This is a genomic window from Pontibacter russatus (assembly GCF_009931655.1).
Classification (GTDB): domain Bacteria; phylum Bacteroidota; class Bacteroidia; order Cytophagales; family Hymenobacteraceae; genus Pontibacter; species Pontibacter russatus.
In genome coordinates, this window is the sequence record NZ_CP047984.1 from 3,890,743 (window position 1) to 3,908,106 (window position 17,364).

13 protein-coding genes are annotated in these 17,364 nt (G+C 54.1%); 11 read left to right on the forward strand and 2 right to left on the reverse strand.

Annotation, left to right across the window (positions count from 1 at the left end; translation table 11 throughout):
- Positions 1–417: 417 nt before the first annotated feature.
- From GSQ62_RS16215 to GSQ62_RS16225, 3 genes are all read left to right on the forward strand, one after another.
- Positions 418–1,626 carry a DUF4861 domain-containing protein gene (locus GSQ62_RS16215; protein WP_161890476.1) on the forward strand — a complete coding sequence of 403 codons (1,209 nt, stop codon included), beginning with the start codon at positions 418–420 and terminating at the stop codon, positions 1,624–1,626.
- A gap of 326 nt (positions 1,627–1,952) precedes the next feature.
- The gene (locus tag GSQ62_RS16220; protein WP_161890477.1) at positions 1,953–2,903 is read left to right on the forward strand and encodes a UTP--glucose-1-phosphate uridylyltransferase; all 951 of its coding nucleotides are present in this window, start codon (positions 1,953–1,955) and stop codon (positions 2,901–2,903) included.
- A 209-nt stretch (positions 2,904–3,112) separates the two neighbouring features.
- Positions 3,113–6,448: a UTP--glucose-1-phosphate uridylyltransferase gene (locus GSQ62_RS16225; RefSeq protein WP_161890478.1), complete on the forward strand. Its 3,336-nt coding sequence runs from the start codon at positions 3,113–3,115 to the stop codon at positions 6,446–6,448.
- Positions 6,449–6,688: 240 nt separating this feature from the next.
- On the opposite strand, the gene GSQ62_RS16230 is transcribed toward GSQ62_RS16225, so the two are convergent.
- Positions 6,689–7,831, reverse strand: a complete 1,143-nt coding sequence (locus tag GSQ62_RS16230) for a DEAD/DEAH box helicase (RefSeq protein ID WP_161890479.1) — start codon at positions 7,829–7,831, stop codon at positions 6,689–6,691.
- Between the two features lie 418 nt (positions 7,832–8,249).
- Between GSQ62_RS16230 and GSQ62_RS16235 the strand changes: the two genes are divergently transcribed.
- The 4 genes from GSQ62_RS16235 (at position 8,250) to GSQ62_RS16250 (ending at position 14,182) form a co-directional block, all read left to right on the forward strand.
- Positions 8,250–9,281, forward strand: coding sequence for a quinone-dependent dihydroorotate dehydrogenase (locus GSQ62_RS16235; RefSeq protein WP_161890480.1), 1,032 nt, complete (start codon positions 8,250–8,252; stop codon positions 9,279–9,281).
- Positions 9,282–9,619: 338 nt separating this feature from the next.
- Complete coding sequence (locus GSQ62_RS16240; RefSeq protein WP_161890481.1) at positions 9,620–12,226, forward strand: FtsK/SpoIIIE family DNA translocase; 2,607 nt, start codon at positions 9,620–9,622, stop codon at positions 12,224–12,226.
- A 24-nt stretch (positions 12,227–12,250) separates the two neighbouring features.
- Entirely contained in the window at positions 12,251–12,895 is a 645-nt protein-coding gene (locus GSQ62_RS16245) for a LolA family protein (protein ID WP_161890482.1), read from the forward strand.
- Positions 12,896–13,129: 234 nt separating this feature from the next.
- Positions 13,130–14,182, forward strand: a complete 1,053-nt coding sequence (locus tag GSQ62_RS16250) for a J domain-containing protein (RefSeq protein WP_161890483.1) — start codon at positions 13,130–13,132, stop codon at positions 14,180–14,182.
- Positions 14,183–14,200: 18 nt separating this feature from the next.
- On the opposite strand, the gene GSQ62_RS16255 is transcribed toward GSQ62_RS16250, so the two are convergent.
- The gene (locus GSQ62_RS16255) at positions 14,201–14,599 is read right to left on the reverse strand and encodes a hypothetical protein (RefSeq protein WP_161890484.1); all 399 of its coding nucleotides are present in this window, start codon (positions 14,597–14,599) and stop codon (positions 14,201–14,203) included.
- A gap of 123 nt (positions 14,600–14,722) precedes the next feature.
- Between GSQ62_RS16255 and pyrF the strand changes: the two genes are divergently transcribed.
- The 4 genes from pyrF to GSQ62_RS16275 all read left to right on the forward strand — a co-directional run bounded on the left by pyrF (position 14,723) and on the right by GSQ62_RS16275 (position 17,349).
- Positions 14,723–15,550 (forward strand): orotidine-5'-phosphate decarboxylase, encoded by an 828-nt coding sequence (gene pyrF / locus GSQ62_RS16260; protein ID WP_161890485.1) that lies wholly within the window; start codon positions 14,723–14,725, stop codon positions 15,548–15,550.
- Positions 15,551–16,296: 746 nt separating this feature from the next.
- Positions 16,297–16,524 (forward strand): hypothetical protein, encoded by a 228-nt coding sequence (locus GSQ62_RS16265; protein ID WP_161890486.1) that lies wholly within the window; start codon positions 16,297–16,299, stop codon positions 16,522–16,524.
- Entirely contained in the window at positions 16,509–16,823 is a 315-nt protein-coding gene (locus GSQ62_RS16270; RefSeq protein WP_161890487.1) for a type II toxin-antitoxin system RelE/ParE family toxin, read from the forward strand. The genes GSQ62_RS16265 and GSQ62_RS16270 overlap by 16 nt, the downstream gene beginning before the upstream one ends.
- Positions 16,824–16,887: 64 nt before the next feature.
- Positions 16,888–17,349, forward strand: coding sequence for a YehS family protein (locus GSQ62_RS16275; RefSeq protein WP_161890488.1), 462 nt, complete (start codon positions 16,888–16,890; stop codon positions 17,347–17,349).
- Positions 17,350–17,364: the final 15 nt, after the last annotated feature.

The window sequence follows — 17,364 nt, forward strand, 5'->3', positions numbered from 1 at the left end:
CAACCAGCTTTCAGAACAGTTTATATATGCCTGGGCCGTCAACGGGCGGCACCAGGAATATCATCCGTTATTTGTGTTAATTTAACACGTATATCCAATATATAAAATACCAGGGCGAAATTCAGGAGAAATAAAACAGCCGGGGCATATATAGCCGCGGCCAATTTCCTGAATCAACGGGGATATGTGAAGGTAGAATTAAAGTTATATATAGGTTAGCAGACAGAGGCATCAGCTATCGCGGCACAAATTTTCAAGTAATATTTTGCTGACATACAACGGCTTGTGGCGGATGTGTTTTTGTTGATGGTGTTAGTTATGTTTGCCCGGGCGCCTGGATTAAAATACAAGCTGAGACGGCGTTTTAAAGCAACCGCCGGAAAATTACTTAACTTCACCTTGAAGACTAGACACTGCATGAGCAAAAAGATAAGAAACTGGGTCGGCATATGCTTCGCCGTTGCCGTGATTGCCGCCTGCCAGCAGCACGACAGCGCCGCCACCGTCACCGTAAAAAACCACCTCGACATGCCGTGCACCGCTGAAACGATCAGCATTCCGGTGCAGAAGATAGGGGCGCTCGTGCAGGCGTTCGGGGCGGAGAACATCTTGATCAGGGACGGCGCGACAGACAGCGTGCTGGTGAGCCAGGCGCTGGATGCTGATGCGGACGGCACCGTGGACGAAATCCTTTTCCAGGCGGATATAGCGGCCAACGCTGAGAAGGCATATCGCGTGACAGGCGCAGCAGATGCGGCGGCGCAAAGGCCGCAAAGTGACAGAACCACGTACTCCCGCTTTGTGCCGGAGCGCACCGACGACTATACCTGGGAGAATGACCGGGTGGCCTTCCGGACATATGGCCCTGTGGCGCAGCAACTGGTGGAGCAGGGCAAGCCCGGCGGCACCCTCACCAGCGGCATCGACGCCTGGCTCAAGCGCGTGCCATATCCTATCATCAACAAATGGTATAAAGGGAATCAGGAGGAAAGCGGCTACTACCATATAGACCACGGCGAGGGCTACGACCCTTACCACGTGGGCAAAAGCAGGGGCATCGGCGGCATTGGTGTGCTGGAAGATGACTCGCTTCACGTCTCCAAGAACTTCACGGGGTATAAAACTATCGCCGAGGGACCCATCCGCACCGTGTTTGAACTGACGTACGCGCCGTGGCAGGCAAACGGCCGAACGATTACCGAGACGAAGCGTATCAGCCTGGACCTGGGCAGCAACCTGAGCTGTTTTGAGGAACACCTACAGAGCGAAGGGCCGGTGCCCGATTACACTGTTGGCATCACGCTACACGACAAAAAGGGTGAGGTAAGCGCTAACCCAGCGCAGGGCTGGTTCCGCTATTGGGAGCCGATGGACAGCGCGATGCTGGGAACCGGCATTGTGCTGGCACCCGCTGACGTGCAGGCCTACAATGACCACCGCGTGGACGCGCAGGACCAGAGCCATTTATATGTGCTCACCAAGCCAAGAGACGGGAAGCTGACGTATTACGCGGGTTTCGGATGGTCCAAAAGCGGGCAGTTCGGCACAAAAGAGGAGTGGGACGCATATCTGGCTGACTTCGCCAGGCGCCTGGCCTCGCCGCTGGAGGTGACGTTCGGGAAATAAATACAATCCATATATGCTTTTTCTATAACTCAAGTTGCGATATATAAACTCCCAGAATTCTGATAACCGGAGACCTCCCCCTCCCAAGAGGGAAATAATGTACCCGTTTCTGATAAGATTCCCCTCCTCGGAGGGGTAGGGGCATATCTCAACGGCAATAGTAAATCGCAACTTGGGTTATAGTAATCATATCGCGTCAGAAAAACCGGAGATAACTTGAAGCTAACGAGGAAGCGGGGGCTGTGCCGTTCTTATTTCCTCATATATGTCCTATCTTCGAACGCTGAACTTCACATATATATCATCTGACACATCCTATATATACCATGAGAATAAAAAAGGCTGTCATTACCGCGGCTGCCCGTGGCGAGAGACTGTACCCGGTGGCGGACACCATTCAGAAGGCCATGCTCCCCATCATCGACATCGACGGGTTGCACAAGCCGGTTATCCAGATAATTGCGGAGGAGGCGTTTGCCAGCGGCATTGAGGAACTTTGCGTGGTGTGCGCCCCCGGCGACGGGCAGCGCTATATAAGCGCCTTCGCCTCGCTGCGCGATAACCTCCTGAAATCCTACAAGGGCGTGGACTGGGCCAGAGAGGAAGCCGGGAAAATAGACCAGTTGCTGAGCCGCGTCCGGTTTGCGGAGCAGCAGGAGGCGCTAGGGTATGGTCATGCCGTGTACTGCGCCCGCGAGTTTGTGAACAACGAGCCTTTCCTGCTGCTGCTGGGCGATTATCTTTATATATCCAACGTGCTGCAGAAGCGCTGCGCCGCCCAACTGCTGGAGCTTGCCGCGCAGGAAAACTGTTCTGTGTCGGCAGTAAACCCGACCATCGAACACCAAATAGGCCGCTACGGCACGCTCACCGGCAAGCAACTGCCTGGCAGTGCCGGCGTGTACCAGATTGAGAAAATTATCGAGAAGCCTTCTTTGAGCGTGGCGGAGCTGGAGTTGCAGACGCCTGGGCTGCGGGTGGGCTACTACCTGTGCTTCTTCGGGATGCACGTTTTCACACCCGCTGTCTTTGAGATACTGGAGAAGTACGTGGCCCGCGATGGCGGGAACATCCTGCTGACGCCGGCGCTGCAGGAGCTTGCCGAAACTGACAAATACCTGGCGCTGGAGGTGAAGGGAAACCGCTACGACCTGAGCAAGAAACTGGGCTGGCTGCAGGCGCAGATAGCTCTGGGGCTGGCTGGCCAGGCGCACGACGAGACGCTGACTTCTATGGTGGACCTGCTTGCCGAAGCCAACAGCCGGAAATCTTTTTAAGCATTTTCAGAAATAAAATGCGGAGGAAATGACCCACCCCCAACCCCTCCTTGTAGGGGTATAAAATTACACGTGCAAAATTCCTCTCCTTGGAGGGGAAGGGGTGGGTAAAAGGCTTGTATCAACGGCTGATAGCACCTGAAATAAATCATTAGAGAATGCTGCCCTAAATCAATGGGCTATATATAGTGCTGCAAGGAAAAAGCAACATGAACATCTTTATCCAAACCATTACCGCTACGGACGCCGCCTCGCGCAACCGTTCCTTTTTCGAAATCAGCCGGAAACTGACGGCGAAAGAGATGCTGCTGGCCCTGCGCGAACTGGACACGTTCCGGAAAGCAACGCCTAACCTATATGAGAAGGTGAGAGCCATTCTCTTTTTATATGCCGGTTACCGGTTTTTCCTGATGGAGGCGAAAGAAACGCCCACAGTCGGGAAAATCGCCTACGCCGGTTTCGAGGACCTGCTGGCCCGCCGCTTCGAGCATGCCATCGCCACCTTTCTGCACGAGCTGGATAAAAATGGGCCGAATGCGGCGCTGTTCAGCGCCCTGGCCGACAGCTACCACCAGTTATCGTTCCAGATTCTGGCCAACCAGGTTCGGAAGAGTGTGCGCTCCAGCAAGGGCAACCAGTGGATGTTCCGGGTGGGGCACCAGGAGGAGCACCCCATTCGCATCCACCCAAAGCTGCTGGAGCGACAGGACAACTCACTTTTTTACCCCATCCTGCACGAGCACACTTCCGTGCGCATGGACCTGACCCACAGCGGCTGGTCTGACATTTTTTTCCTGGGGATGGATTACCCGGAGGGCGCGCGCGTCGTGAACGTGTCGATCGATTTGGGTGTTTTTGGCCGCGACAAGGACATCCGGCCGCCGCTGCACAGTTATGTGCGGGTCATTCCGGAGCCGGTGCTGCGCCTGACGAGCATTGATCTGAACACCTCCAAAGACGTGCATGACCTGGCGGATCTCTTCAACTTCGGAAACGACTATCTGAGTCTGGTGAAGGCGGGTATCATCGCCTCGGGGCTTATCCCGCCATCGTTTGAAGGAACGAACCAGTCCTTGCCGGAGATACTGGCGCGCATCGTGGCCCCCGGCATGGGCATCGAACTGGTGACCAAAGTAAATGATATCCCGAAAGGCTCCCGCTTTGCTGTTTCTACCAATTTGCTGGGCTCCATTATCAGCCTGCTCATGCGTGCCACCGGCCAGACGCAGAAGCTGGAAGGCGGTTTGGAAGAAAGTGAAAGGCGTTTGGTGGCCTCGCGCGCCATTTTGGGCGAGTGGATCGGAGGGTCCGGCGGCGGCTGGCAGGACTCCGGGGGCGTGTGGCCGGGCATCAAAGCCATACAGGGCACGTTTGCGCAGGAAGGCGATCCAGAATATGGCATCAGCCGGGGCACGCTGCTGCCGCGCCACCGCGTGCTGCAGGACGAGGAAGTACACCTGGAGATAGGCGAGAAGATCATGCACTCGTTGGTGCTGATGCACGGGGGCATGGCCTCCAACGTGGGTCCGATTCTGGAGATGGTCACCGAAAAATACCTGCTGCGGGGGGAGAGGGAGTGGGCCGCCCGGCAGCAGACCAACCAGATATTCGACAACATCCTGGGCGCTATCCGGGAAGGCGACGTGCAGAAACTGGGTGCCAACACAGCCCGGAACTGGGAGCAGCCTATCAAAACGATCATCCCGTGGGCATCGACCTATTTTACCGAGCAGATCATCTCTAAGGCTAAAAAAGCGTTTGGGGAGGATTATTACGGTTTCCTGATGCTGGGTGGTATGTCCGGTGGCGGCATGGGCATGTTTGTGAACCCGGAGCGCTACGAGGCCTATAAAACAGGCGTGCTGGAGATACTCCGCCAGACCAAAAACGAACTCTCTGACGCGCTGCCCTTTGCGATGGAGCCGGTGGTCTATAACTGGAGCATCAACCCGAAAGGCACCTGGGCCACGCTGCACACCGGGAACGAGGCGCTGATGCCGGAGCAGTACTATGCCATCCACGTGTCGGAACTGGTAAAAAAGGATGCGGCCGCCATCTCCTATATACGCCGGGCCGAGATCGATTACTTCACCACGTACTGCGAGCAAAACAACTTGGCCTACCCGCTGCTCCGCACCATCGTCAGCAACCTGTTTAAAGTGTCGGACCCAACCTCGCAGGGCAACCGCAGCGCAGAGAACGAGAAAGCGGGCCGTATCAAAAAAGAGAATGGGTTCGACTATATACAGCACGAGGACATCCGGGAGGAACTGCAGAAAGGCCGTATTGGTTTGTCGCGCAACCGGCTGGCCGCGGAGACAACAATAGAGGATGTGCGCCCGCAGGATATGGTGCAATTGGATGAGTTAGCGGCCTCCGGAAAGACGGGTGAAGAAGCCATCAGGGCAGGGAAAGTGGCCGTAATGAGCCTGGCGGCAGGCGTCGGCAGCCGCTGGACCAAAGGGGCTGGGGTGATAAAGGCACTGAACCCGTTTGTGGAGATAGAGGGGGAGCACCGCAGCTTTCTTGAAATACACCTGGCCAAGACCCGGAAAGTGGCGCAGATATATGGCGCGAACATTCCGCATATCGTGGCCACCAGCTACCTGACGCAGGCGCCCATCCGGAAGCAACTGGAGAAGAGCGGCAACTTCGGCTACGAAGGCAGCATATACCTGTCAGAAGGTCGCTCGATTGGGCAGCGCTTTGTGCCGATGGAACGCGATCTGCGGTTTATGTGGGAGGAGATGCCGCAGGAAACGCTGGATGAGAACAAGCAGAAAGTGCGCGACGCTGTGCGCCAGAGCATGATCAACTGGGCCAAATCCAAAGGCGAAGGCACCGATTATGTCGACAACATCGCGGCGCAGCGTTTCTCGCCGCTCGGCCACTGGTACGAGGTGTCGAACCTGCTGCGCAACGGCACCCTGGCCCGGCTCCTGCAGGAGCAGCCGCAGCTGCAAACCATCATGCTGCACAACATCGACACGCTGGGGGCCGACATCAATCCGGCGGCGCTGGGCTATCACCTGGAGTCGGGGAACGCGCTGACCTTTGAGGTGGTGCCGCGTCGCATCGAGGACAGGGGAGGCGGACTGGCCCGCGTGAACGGCAACGTGCGCCTGCTGGAGGGCCTGGCGCAGCCCCGCGAGGAGGACGAACTGAACCTGAGCTATTACAACTCCATGACCACCTGGATCCAGATCGATCCGCTGCTGAAACTTTTCGGACTGACAAGGGAGGCGCTGCAGAAAGGAGATGAGGCGCAACTGGCGAAGGCTGTCCGGAGCGTGGCGCACCGCATCCCGACCTATGTCACCATCAAAGACGTGAAGTACCGCTGGGGCCACGGCCAGGAAGACATATATCCGGTAGCGCAGATCGAAAAGCTGTGGAGCGACATGTCGGCGCTGGCTGATGTGAAGTGCGGCTATATCGCCGTGCCACGGCACCGGGGCCAGCAAATGAAAGACCCTGCCCAACTGGATGCGTGGGTGACCGACGGCAGTAAGGATTATGTTGCCTCACTGGGTGTCTTTGCGTGAGGGCGGTTGTAGGTTGCTGATTGTTAAATGGTTGATTCTTTGCCCTGATTCATAGTGATATATTGAATATAATATATGGCGCGAGCGTCCTCCAGGTTTCTGGTCAGGCGAGGATTTTATATATGGCCTTTTGCTGGCGCAAGCTTGTAGTTCGTGCATCACATATAGTGACACGAGCTACAAGCTCGCGCCAGCAAGATGGCAGCTAATTTCACGGCTTAAGCCAGCTTCCGGCCCATTTCAGGAGCCCTGCAAATCCAGATCGTTTGTTTCCAGTATTTCGACCTGCCGGCCCATCTTCTTTTGAATGATGCGGAAGTGGTGTCTGTCGTCAGGAGTTAGCAGGGATATGGCTTCGCCGGTGGCTTCGGCGCGCCCAGTGCGACCAATGCGGTGTATATAATCCTTCGGAGAGCGGGGCAGGTCGTAGTTAATTACGTATGGCAGCTGCTGGATGTCGATGCCCCTGGACACCAGGTCGGTGGCCACTAGCACGGGCAGCTTCCCCGACTTGAACCTGTTCAGCGCCTCTGTCCGGGCTCCCTGGCTTTTCTTGCTGTGCATGGCCGCCGCCTCTATGCCGTTTTTGGTAAGCTTCGCCACCAGGTTGTCGGCGGTGCGGGTTGCGGACACGAATACCAGCACCTGCGGCATGTTGCCCTGCCGGATGAGGTAGCGCAGCAGCGGGCCCTTCCGTTCCGGTGTCACCAGGTAGGCCAGTTGCTTTATCTGCTCCAGGGGCTGTGCTTCTTCTTGAATCTCAATCCGGACCGGCTCGTGCAGCTGGCCTTTTATGAGCTGCTCAATTTCATTTCCCAGCGTGGCAGAGAACAGGATGTTCTGGCGTTTCGCGGGCAGGAGACTGAGAATCTTGTTCACTTCCTCCTCAAATCCCAGGTTCAGCATTTTATCCGCCTCGTCCAGCACCAGCGTCTCCACCTCCGATAAATGCACCGCCTTCGAGGAAAGCAAATCCAGCAGCCTTCCCGGCGTCGCCACCAGCACCTCGGTGCCTGAGAGCACCATCATCTGCGGGTTGATGGACACGCCGCCATATATGGCCAGGGTCTTTATTCTTCGGGGGAGGTGGGAGCTGAGTCCTTTAAACACCTCCGCCACCTGCACAGCCAGTTCGCGCGTGGGTACCAGCACCAGCGTGTTGATATACCTGTTCCGGGATTGTGGCGTATTCTGAAGCTTTTCCAGGAGCGGCAGCACGAAACCGGCTGTTTTGCCGGAGCCAGTTTTGGCGATTCCCAGCACATCCTTCCCTTTCAGAATGGCGGGAATGGCCTCCTGCTGAATAGGATATGGCTGCGTATACTGCTGTTCGGCGACAGCCTTTAAAAGTGGGGCGGATAAACCTAGGGATGAAAACGACATGCGATGCTATTGAGGATACACGTATATGACTGCTGCGGTGCAAAGATACCACAATTACAGGCAGCAGCGGCATGGGTGATAAATGGTGGCGTGCGATATGTATTGCTACTTATATATGATATTCGTGAGCTCAGCTGCAGTTGCCTGTCAAAGCCGTCAATGAACTGTCTGTGTGTCCTGACGCACTTGAATTTCTCAGAAGCAGCAATCATTGAGTACGACGATGCTGTGCTTCCTTGTAGAGAGCTGAGTCGCAGGGATGTATTGACTGTCTCAAAAGCAAGGGTGGAGTGGGGAGTATAGGTGAATCAAACTAAAACAAGGCCTAAAACTGCACTTATATAATTTCTCATTTCCCGGGCGCACTTTGGCCGAGGTTTCTATCTTTGCAGGCAACATCTAACCAAAGCCCACGACCGTGTACAAAAGCCTCCTGCGCCCGCTCCTGTTCCAGCTCGACCCCGAGAAAGTCCACTACCTGACCACCGATGCGTTGCGCGCCTCTATGAAACTGCCTTTTGCCCGGAGCATCAGCCAAAACCTGTTTCAGGTGCAGGACCCGAGGCTGGAGCGCGACTTGTTCGGCCTGAGGTTTCCGAACCCCGTGGGGCTGGCCGCCGGCTTCGACAAAGACGCGATGCTGGTGGATGAGATGGGGGAACTGGGCTTCGGGTTCGTGGAGATAGGCACGCTGACGCCCAAAGCGCAGCCAGGCAACGAAAAGCCGCGCCTGTTCCGGCTGCCGCAGGACCAGGCCATCATCAACCGCATGGGCTTCAACAACAAAGGCGTGGACGCCGCCGTGGAGCGTCTGCGCAGGCGGAAGAGCAACATCATCGTGGGCGGTAACATCGGCAAGAACAAAATCACACCCAACGAAGAGGCCCTGAACGATTACCTCTACTGTTTTAAGGCGCTCTATGACGTGGTGGATTATTTTGTGGTGAACGTGAGCTCGCCCAACACCCCGGACCTGCGGGCGCTGCAGGACAAAGAGCCGCTGAAAAGGCTGCTGCTGGCGGTGCAGGAGCAGAACAGCAAAATGCCAAAACCGAAGCCGCTGCTGCTCAAGATAGCACCGGACCTGAACATGGCCCAACTCAACGACATCATCGAGATTGCCACTGAAACAAAGCTGAGCGGCGTCATTGCCACCAACACCACCGTGAGCCGGAAGGGCCTGCTAACACCGGAACAACGGGTGACGGAGATAGGAATGGGCGGCCTGAGCGGGAAGCCGCTAACACAGCACGCCACCCAGATCATCCGGCACCTGCGCACCTTCCTGCCCCCCGAGATCCGCATCATCGGGGTGGGCGGCATCATGACGGCGGAGGATGCGGTGGAGAAACTGCAGGCGGGCGCCGACCTGGTGCAACTCTACACTGGGTTTATATATGAAGGCCCCGCGCTGATAGGCAAAATCAACAGGAAGTTGCTGAATGGGTAAATGGTTGAATGGCTGAATTGTTGAATAATGGATTAGCTTCCTCAGCAACTAAGCAAAGCGACAAATTCTGCATGATTTTTCATAGCTTGATATTGTGTGTGTTAGTACCTTGTCAGCGGGACAGCGTCATCCAAATGAGGCTAACGCTGTCCCGCTGTATCAACCCAACTAAAAACCACACAACCATTTAACCATCCAGCCATTCAACTATTTGGCCATATAGCCCTCCAACGATTAAGCAGCCAGGCCATCCCCAAATTAGCCTTCTAACTATTTATCCATTCCCGCCGATTCTACCCAAAAAAATGTAAATTTGGGTCTTAACTTTAGTCAGGGGTATGGCCAAGAACACTTACAGAGACGAAGCGCTGCACACAGCGCGCAAGAACGAGGTGCGGGGTAAGAATGAGCCACGCAAAGCGAATTTGCCAAAGGGGGAGAAGCCGAAAAAGCCGAAGCGGAGCTGGAAACTCAAGATGCCGAAGATGCCCAGTTTCCGGATCGGGTTCCTGCACGACCGCCGCTTCAAACTGGCCATCGGCTTTACCTTCCTGCTGCTCTCCTTCTTCCTGACCATCGCGTTTGTCTCCTACCTGTTTACCGGCAACGCCGACCAGAGCGTCGTGGAGTCGGTGAGCGGCACCGGCCTGAAGCAGTCGGGGCAGGAGGCGGAAAACTGGCTGGGCCTGGTGGGGGCCTGGGTTTCGCATGTGTTTATATATGACTGGGTGGGCATTGGCGCTTTTTTCTTCATCCCGGTCCTGTTCTTCGCCGGTCTCGGCATTGTGTTCAAGCGCGTGAACATCTCCATGACCTACATCATCGGGCTTTGCAGCTTCTCCATGCTGTGGACAAGCCTCACCCTCGGCTATATCGTTTTCGCGTCGGCCACCATTGATCGGCTCGGCTTTCTGGGTGGCGGCATCGGCGTGGAAACGGCCATTTGGCTCGACAGCCTGATTGGCTGGGGCTCGTGGCTGCTGCTGGGCTTCCTGCTGCTCGTTTTCCTGGTCGGCTTCTTTAACATCACCAGCATCAACTGGGGATTCAAAACCGCTGCGGCAGACGAAGACGCCAATGGGGAAGCTACTTCAAACAAATACGCAGATTCTTTGGGTGACGTGATGGGCACCAATGCCCGGGGCATCAACCACAACGCAGACCCGACGGCCTCCCTGGAAGCAGAGAATGAAGAAGAGGAAGATGAGTTTTTTGATGAAGAGGACGACGAGATAAACCGGGCGCTGGAAATGGAGCTGAACTCTATTCCACCCAAAAATGAGACCACGCCCGCCAAACCGGCTGCCCCAACCCTGGAGCTGGATATAGAAACCACTGATGAGGTAGAGTTAGAGGACAGCTTCGAGGAAGAGTACGAGGAGGAAATGGAACTGGAGATTGCCGAAGTGCCGGAGGAAGCCGAGGCTGTTGCGGGCGAGAACTACGACCCCACCCTGGACCTGGCCCGTTACCAGTACCCGCACATCGACCTGCTGACCGACTACGGCGCCAACAAGATACAGGTGAGCAAAGAGGAACTGGAGGCGAACAAAGACAAAATTGTGGAGACGCTCGGCCACTACAACATCAGCATCGCCAGCATCAAAGCCACTATCGGACCGACGGTTACGCTCTACGAGATTGTGCCGGACGCCGGCGTGCGCATCTCCAAGATCAAGAACCTGGAGGATGACATCGCCCTGAGCCTCGCGGCGCTCGGTATCCGCATCATCGCCCCGATTCCGGGCAAGGGCACCATTGGTATCGAGGTGCCGAACACGAAAAAGGAGATGGTGTCCATCAAGTCGATTCTGGCGACGGAGAAGTTCATGAAGAGCGAGATGGACCTGCCGATCGCCTTCGGGAAGACCATCACCAACGAGGTGTTCATCACCGACCTGGCGAAGATGCCGCACCTGCTGATGGCGGGTGCCACCGGCCAGGGGAAGTCTGTTGGCCTCAACGCCATCCTTACCTCGCTGCTCTACAAGCGGCACCCCTCGCAGCTCAAGTTCGTGCTCGTGGACCCGAAGAAGGTGGAACTGTCGCTGTTCAACAAAATAGAGCGCCACTTCCTGGCCAAGCTGCCCGACAGCGAGGAGGCCATCATCACCGACACCAAAAAAGTGGTGAACACACTGAACTCGCTGTGTATGGAGATGGACATGCGCTACGACCTTTTGAAAGACGCCGGTTGCCGCAACCTGAAGGAGTACAACCGCAAGTTTGTGGAGCGCAAGCTGAACCCGAAGAAAGGCCACCGCTTCATGCCGTTCATCGTGCTGGTGATAGACGAGCTGGCCGACCTCATGATGACGGCGGGCAAAGAGGTGGAAACGCCGATTGCCCGTCTGGCGCAGCTGGCCCGCGCCATCGGCATTCACCTGGTGGTGGCCACGCAGCGCCCGTCCGTGAACGTGATCACGGGTATCATCAAGGCGAACTTCCCGGCCCGTATCTCCTTCAAAGTGACATCAAAAATAGACTCCCGCACCATCCTGGATGCCGGTGGCGCTGACCAACTGATAGGCCAGGGCGATATGCTCTTCTCCATCGGCTCTGACATGATCCGCATTCAGTGCGCTTTTGTGGATACGCCGGAGGTAGACCGCATCTGCGATTATATAGGAGACCAGCAGGGATATGACGATGCTTACCTGCTGCCGGAGTTTGTGGGCGACGAGAGCGGCAATGAGAAAGCCGATTTCGACCCGTCGAACCGCGACCCGATGTTTGAGGAAGCCGCCCGTATTATTGTGCAGCACCAGCAGGGAAGCACCTCGCTGCTGCAGCGCCGCCTGAAGCTTGGCTACAACCGCGCCGGCCGCCTGATTGACCAGTTGGAGTCTGCCGGGGTGGTGGGCGCGTTTGAGGGAAGCAAGGCCCGCGAAGTTTTAATTCCGGATGAATACAGTTTGGAACAGTTATTGAATACGCTGGGGTAGAACTGTAACCAAGTACCTTTACACATGAAAAAGCTATTCTCACTACTGCTGGCCGCCCTCCTTTTCGTGAACCTGGCGCAGGCGCAGCAAGACCCGAAGGCAGGCAAGATTCTGGATGCGATGAGTCAGAAATACGCGGCGATGAAGGCTTTTAAAGCCGATTTTGCCCAGACGATGGAAAACCCCTCCGCCAAAGTGAAAGAAACCATGACCGGAAACATCCTGGTGAGCGGCGAGAAATACCGCCTCGGCGTGAGCGGGCAGGAGATCATCAGCAACGGGAACCTGATGTGGACATTCCTGAAAGACGCCAACGAGGTAACCATCACCGAGAGCGACGACGAGGCTGAGGCGATGGCGCCGAGCAAAATTTTCGACATGTACAAGAAGGGCTACAAGTACGCCTACGCCGGAACGGAGACGATGGACGGTGCCAAATACGATGTGATCGAACTGGCCCCGGAAGACCGCAAAAACCCGATTTACAAGGTGCGTTTATATATAAACCAGAAAGACAAAGCCCTGAAAAGCTGGGAGATGTTCCGCAACAACGGCAGCCGCTATATCTACACCATCCAGAACTTTGAGGCGAACCCGACGCTTGCCGCTGACGCCTTCACCTTCAACAAAGCAAAGCACAAAGGCGTGAACGTGGTGGATCTGCGTTAGATTGATCGTTCAGCCATATATAAAAGGAGGGCTGCCCATATATGGGCAGCCCTCCTTTTATATATGGCAAGTATGCACTTTATATAGGAGGCACATGGCGCAGGTGCTTGAAAAGCATATCGTTATAATAAGGTTTCTGTAAAATTTTCAGACCTGCCCTGCCCTATATAAATCTGGGGCAGTTTTATTGCTAAATAGAAAATGCCAGACAAAGACAAACATACGGAAAGGCTTGTGCCGCAAATAACAATTCAGGAGAAAAGCCCAGTTTCGAAGCTGCAGCGGCAGTTTAACAGCAAGATTAAGAAAATCAACTCCCTGAAAAAGAACCTGGTGGAGCGGGAGGCGCTGGTGGTGCAGGCGCGTGCGCGGGTAGAGACGGAGCTTCGGCCCCTGGTGGAGCAGCTGGTGGAGAAGCGGATAGAGCTGGTGAAACTGCTGGACAGGTCATATGGGCTCTCTGTTTTCAGAAAGCGGGAAAAGGATAAGATCGCCTTCCTGATCGAAGACATCTCCTATAGCCTGATTGAAACTCACGGGGTGGAGGAACTGATCCAGTTGTACGACAAATACGCCGCCATACCGCATGCCGACGCGGTGAGGCAGGCCGAGGAAGACGCCAGGGAGCTGACGCAGGATATGTTCCGGGGCGTATTCGGGCTGGAGGTGGAGCTAGACGATCTCAATAATTTAAATCAAATAGAGGACAAGATTCTGCAGCAACTGGATGCGCAGGAAAGGGAGCGGGCGGAGAAGAAATCGGCGCGGAAGAAGACGAAGGCGCAGCTGGCGAAAGAGGAAAAACGGAAGGCCGAGTTGCACAACATCAGCAAGGCCAGCCGCCGCGTATATACCGACCTCGTGAAACTGCTGCACCCGGACAAAGAGCAGGACGCAGCGGCCAAAGCCTGGAAAGAAGAGGCCATGAAGCAGATAACGCGCGCCTATGAGCAGGATGATTTTTTCGAGCTGCTCCGGCTGCGGATGGAGCATATACCGGAGCAGGACAAAAACCCGGACAAGCTTCCGGAAGACCAGCTGAAATATTACCTGAAGCTGCTGAACGAGCAGGTGCAAGACCTGGAAGATCAGCAATATGCCTTTTTTAATGGTCCTGACGCGAGCCTATACCACCAGTACTGCGGCCACCCGAAGCAGATGGATCAGAAGTTCGGTACGGCTAAAAACGACCTGAAAAAGGAGCTGAAGCAGCTGAAGCAGGACCTGCAAAACCTGGAAGAGCCTGCTTACCTCCGGGCCTTTCTAAAGGAGCTGCGTTTTAGCTGAGGCGGCTTTATATATAACCTATTGCACTATGAGTGTTTTGGTGATGTAGGAATTGTCGTCTTGCCAAAACTTCAGGGTATAGTTTCCGGGACTTTCTGGCTTGAAAGTATAGATGACCTCCCTTGTGAAGATGGCGTCGGCGCACACTTCCCCACGGTATTGCGGATAAACTTTTACCAGAAGCGATTGGCTATCCTTGGTCACGTCAAAGCTTCCGAATTCGCCACAGCCGTTGTTCACTAAAAAGTGAATAGTTATCCCGGTGTTTTCCCCGGCTTCAATCGTGTCGGTGGGCACAACTACCTGTACGATGGGGGCAGGGGCTGTTGTCCGCAGAGCCTGCACATCTTCCTCCTCTTTGGAGCAACCAAAGCAAAGCGTGGCGAAAAGGGCGAAAAGTAGTGTGAGGAGTTTCATATAGAAGGCTTTGTTAGATAGACCCGCATCCGGCAGATTTAGTTGCAGGCCCACGAAACTCGACTTATCTTTTCGCGGGCCGCCCCAAATGTATATTTTTGTACGAACCTTAGCCCCGAACCCATGACACGAGCGCAGCTTTTCGAGCAGATACTACAGAAGAAATCCTACCTGTGCGTCGGCCTCGACACCGACCCCCGCAAGTTGCCGCAGCACCTGCTCGACGCGGAAGACCCGGTGTTTGAGTTCAACCGCCAGATCATTGAAGCCACCGCTGACCTGTGTGTGGCCTACAAACCGAACATCGCCTTTTATGAGGCGCAGGGACCGCAGGGCTGGGTGAGCCTGGAAAAATCACTCAAAGTCATACCCGACAACATCTTCACCATTGCCGATGCCAAGCGCGGCGATATTGGCAACACTTCGGAGCTATATGCCCGCGCTTTCTTTGAGACGATGCAGTTTGATTCTATTACCGTGGCTCCCTATATGGGCGCCGATTCGGTGAAGCCGTTTCTGGTGCAGGACGGCAAGTGGGTGATTCTGCTGGCGCTCACCTCCAACACCGGCAGCCAGGACTTCCAGATGCTGCGGCTCGGGGACGGCAACGAAGAGTACCTGTTCGAGCAGGTGCTGCGTATCAGCGCAGGTTGGGCCACCGCCGACCAGATGATGTACGTGGTGGGCGCCACGCAGGCAGAATACGTGCAGCGGGTTCGGCAACTGGTGCCGGAGCATTTCCTGCTGGTGCCGGGTGTGGGCGCGCAGGGCGGCAGCCTCGCAGAAATATCGCGGCTGGGCATGAACCAACAATGCGGCCTGCTGGTGAATGCCACCCGCAGCATCATCTACGCCTCCTCCGGCCCCGACTTTGCCGAGAAAGCCCGCGCGGAAGCCCTGGCGATGCAGCAGGAGATGGAGGCGCTGTTGGAGGAACTGGTAGTGAAGTAGGGGTTTGTTAGTGTTTGAATGAGGAGATAAAACCGTAGTGGATTTTTCCGTTGGTCATACAGTCTAAATCACCACTCTTTATTATATTGTTATGAATATATACTGTGGGTTGGAAGGTAGACGAACTTCAAGATGTAAATGAAAAAGAAGCTATATAAAGAAAACGTTGCAGTAAGATATAGGCAACAGTTAACAGTAACACTGAAAATTAATGATGCTTTTTTTAGCTTTATTTTTCGTATGGATACCAACCTTTATAGTACCACCGGCTCATAAATATTTAAGAAATAAGATTGTCTATATCTGTTGCATTGTAGTAGCAATCTTAATCTTCAGTTTATCCGTGGCGAATTATAGCCAAAATATTTCACCTATCGAGAAGTCACACATTCCATTATACATAAGCCCATTAGTCTTTTTAATTTTGTACAAAATATTTGATATGATAGTGCAAAGAAGACTTAATAGGCATATGTATTTTTGGATGAAGTACATGAGAAACAAAGAATCCTTGGAGCAAACTAGGTTTGAGTGGTTACTTCAAATGGTACTTGTATTTGTTCCTATGATTTGTGGTGCCATCTGGCTATTATTTTTTGAGTAAGATTGTTAAAAGAAGCGATACTGCTAACAAGGTGCAAAGTTCAGGTTCGGCTACGCCCCCCTTCATTACAGTACGGACACGTTGTGGCACAAAGCGAATAAAGAACAGCTTTGTTAACGTATATATAGATAAAAACAAAAGGATGAACCAGCTAAAGAATAACATAATTGATAAGATTAATGGGCTTGATGATATTAATGTGATCAATGCATTGAATAGTATCTTAGACAACATCAAGGCCCCTGCGGTTCAGAAGCTGCAAACAGGAGAAAAAGAGTTAGTGCTGCTGGGGTTGGAAGATTATAAGAAAGGAAATCTTATTGATGATGCTGAGTTAAGAAAAGAAGAGGATAAATGGCTAAACGAGTAGTCTGGGCAGAATCAGCCAAAATTGGGAGAAGATTAATTCTGGAATATTGGGCTAAAAAGACAGGAAACAAGAGGTATAGCCAAAAACTTGCGGAAGATTTCAACGAACGAATCGATTACCTTAAAGAATACCCAGAGATCGGAAAGCAAACCGACATGTCAGACATCAGAACTACGGCCTGCTGGCACCATTCGATCTTCTACTTAAATGCTTCCGATAAAATTGTGATTATAGGCATTTACGACACCAGAAGAAATCCTGTAGAAATAGTGGAAGATATAAAAAAGCACATATCCTAACCTCAACTTTAAAGTATTCACTTTTCCTCAACTTCCTTGCCTCTTCCTCATAACAAAACTTACAATGAACAATAACGATATACTCCGCCGCGTCCGGTACACCTTCAACTTCAACGACTCCAAAATGATAGAGCTTTTCGGTTCGGGTGGGCGTGAGGTAACGCGGGCCCAGGTCAGCGACTGGCTTAAAAAGGAGGACGACCCGGAGTGCCAGGAACTGGATGATGAACACCTGGCGGCTTTCCTGAACGGGCTGATAAACGACAGGCGGGGTAAAAAGGAGGGGCCACAACCGGAGCCGGAGAAGAAGCTGAACAACAACATCATCCTACGCAAGCTGAAGATAGCCCTCAACCTGAAGGACGAAGATATCATCAGCATATTGGAATTGGTGCGGTTCCGGCTGGGCAAGGCTGAGCTGAGCGCCTTTTTCCGCAACCCGGGCCATCCCCACTACCGCGCGTGCCAGGACCAGATCCTGCGGAACTTCCTGCACGGCATGCAGCTGAAATACAGCGAAAGCTAGAGTTAATCAGCCCCG

Bases quoted from the DNA above. Each gene is read 5' to 3' on its own strand.
- GSQ62_RS16275 (WP_161890488.1), top strand. From the start codon at position 16,888: ATGAACAATAACGATATACTCCGCCGCGTCCGGTACACCTTCAACTTC.
- GSQ62_RS16255 (WP_161890484.1), bottom strand. From the start codon at position 14,599: ATGAAACTCCTCACACTACTTTTCGCCCTTTTCGCCACGCTTTGCTTT.
- GSQ62_RS16225 (WP_161890478.1), top strand. From the start codon at position 3,113: ATGAACATCTTTATCCAAACCATTACCGCTACGGACGCCGCCTCGCGC.
- GSQ62_RS16220 (WP_161890477.1), top strand. From the start codon at position 1,953: ATGAGAATAAAAAAGGCTGTCATTACCGCGGCTGCCCGTGGCGAGAGA.
- GSQ62_RS16265 (WP_161890486.1), top strand. From the start codon at position 16,297: ATGAACCAGCTAAAGAATAACATAATTGATAAGATTAATGGGCTTGAT.
- GSQ62_RS16240 (WP_161890481.1), top strand. From the start codon at position 9,620: ATGGCCAAGAACACTTACAGAGACGAAGCGCTGCACACAGCGCGCAAG.
- GSQ62_RS16270 (WP_161890487.1), top strand. From the start codon at position 16,509: ATGGCTAAACGAGTAGTCTGGGCAGAATCAGCCAAAATTGGGAGAAGA.
- pyrF (WP_161890485.1), top strand. From the start codon at position 14,723: ATGACACGAGCGCAGCTTTTCGAGCAGATACTACAGAAGAAATCCTAC.
- GSQ62_RS16215 (WP_161890476.1), top strand. From the start codon at position 418: ATGAGCAAAAAGATAAGAAACTGGGTCGGCATATGCTTCGCCGTTGCC.
- GSQ62_RS16245 (WP_161890482.1), top strand. From the start codon at position 12,251: ATGAAAAAGCTATTCTCACTACTGCTGGCCGCCCTCCTTTTCGTGAAC.
- GSQ62_RS16230 (WP_161890479.1), bottom strand. From the start codon at position 7,831: ATGTCGTTTTCATCCCTAGGTTTATCCGCCCCACTTTTAAAGGCTGTC.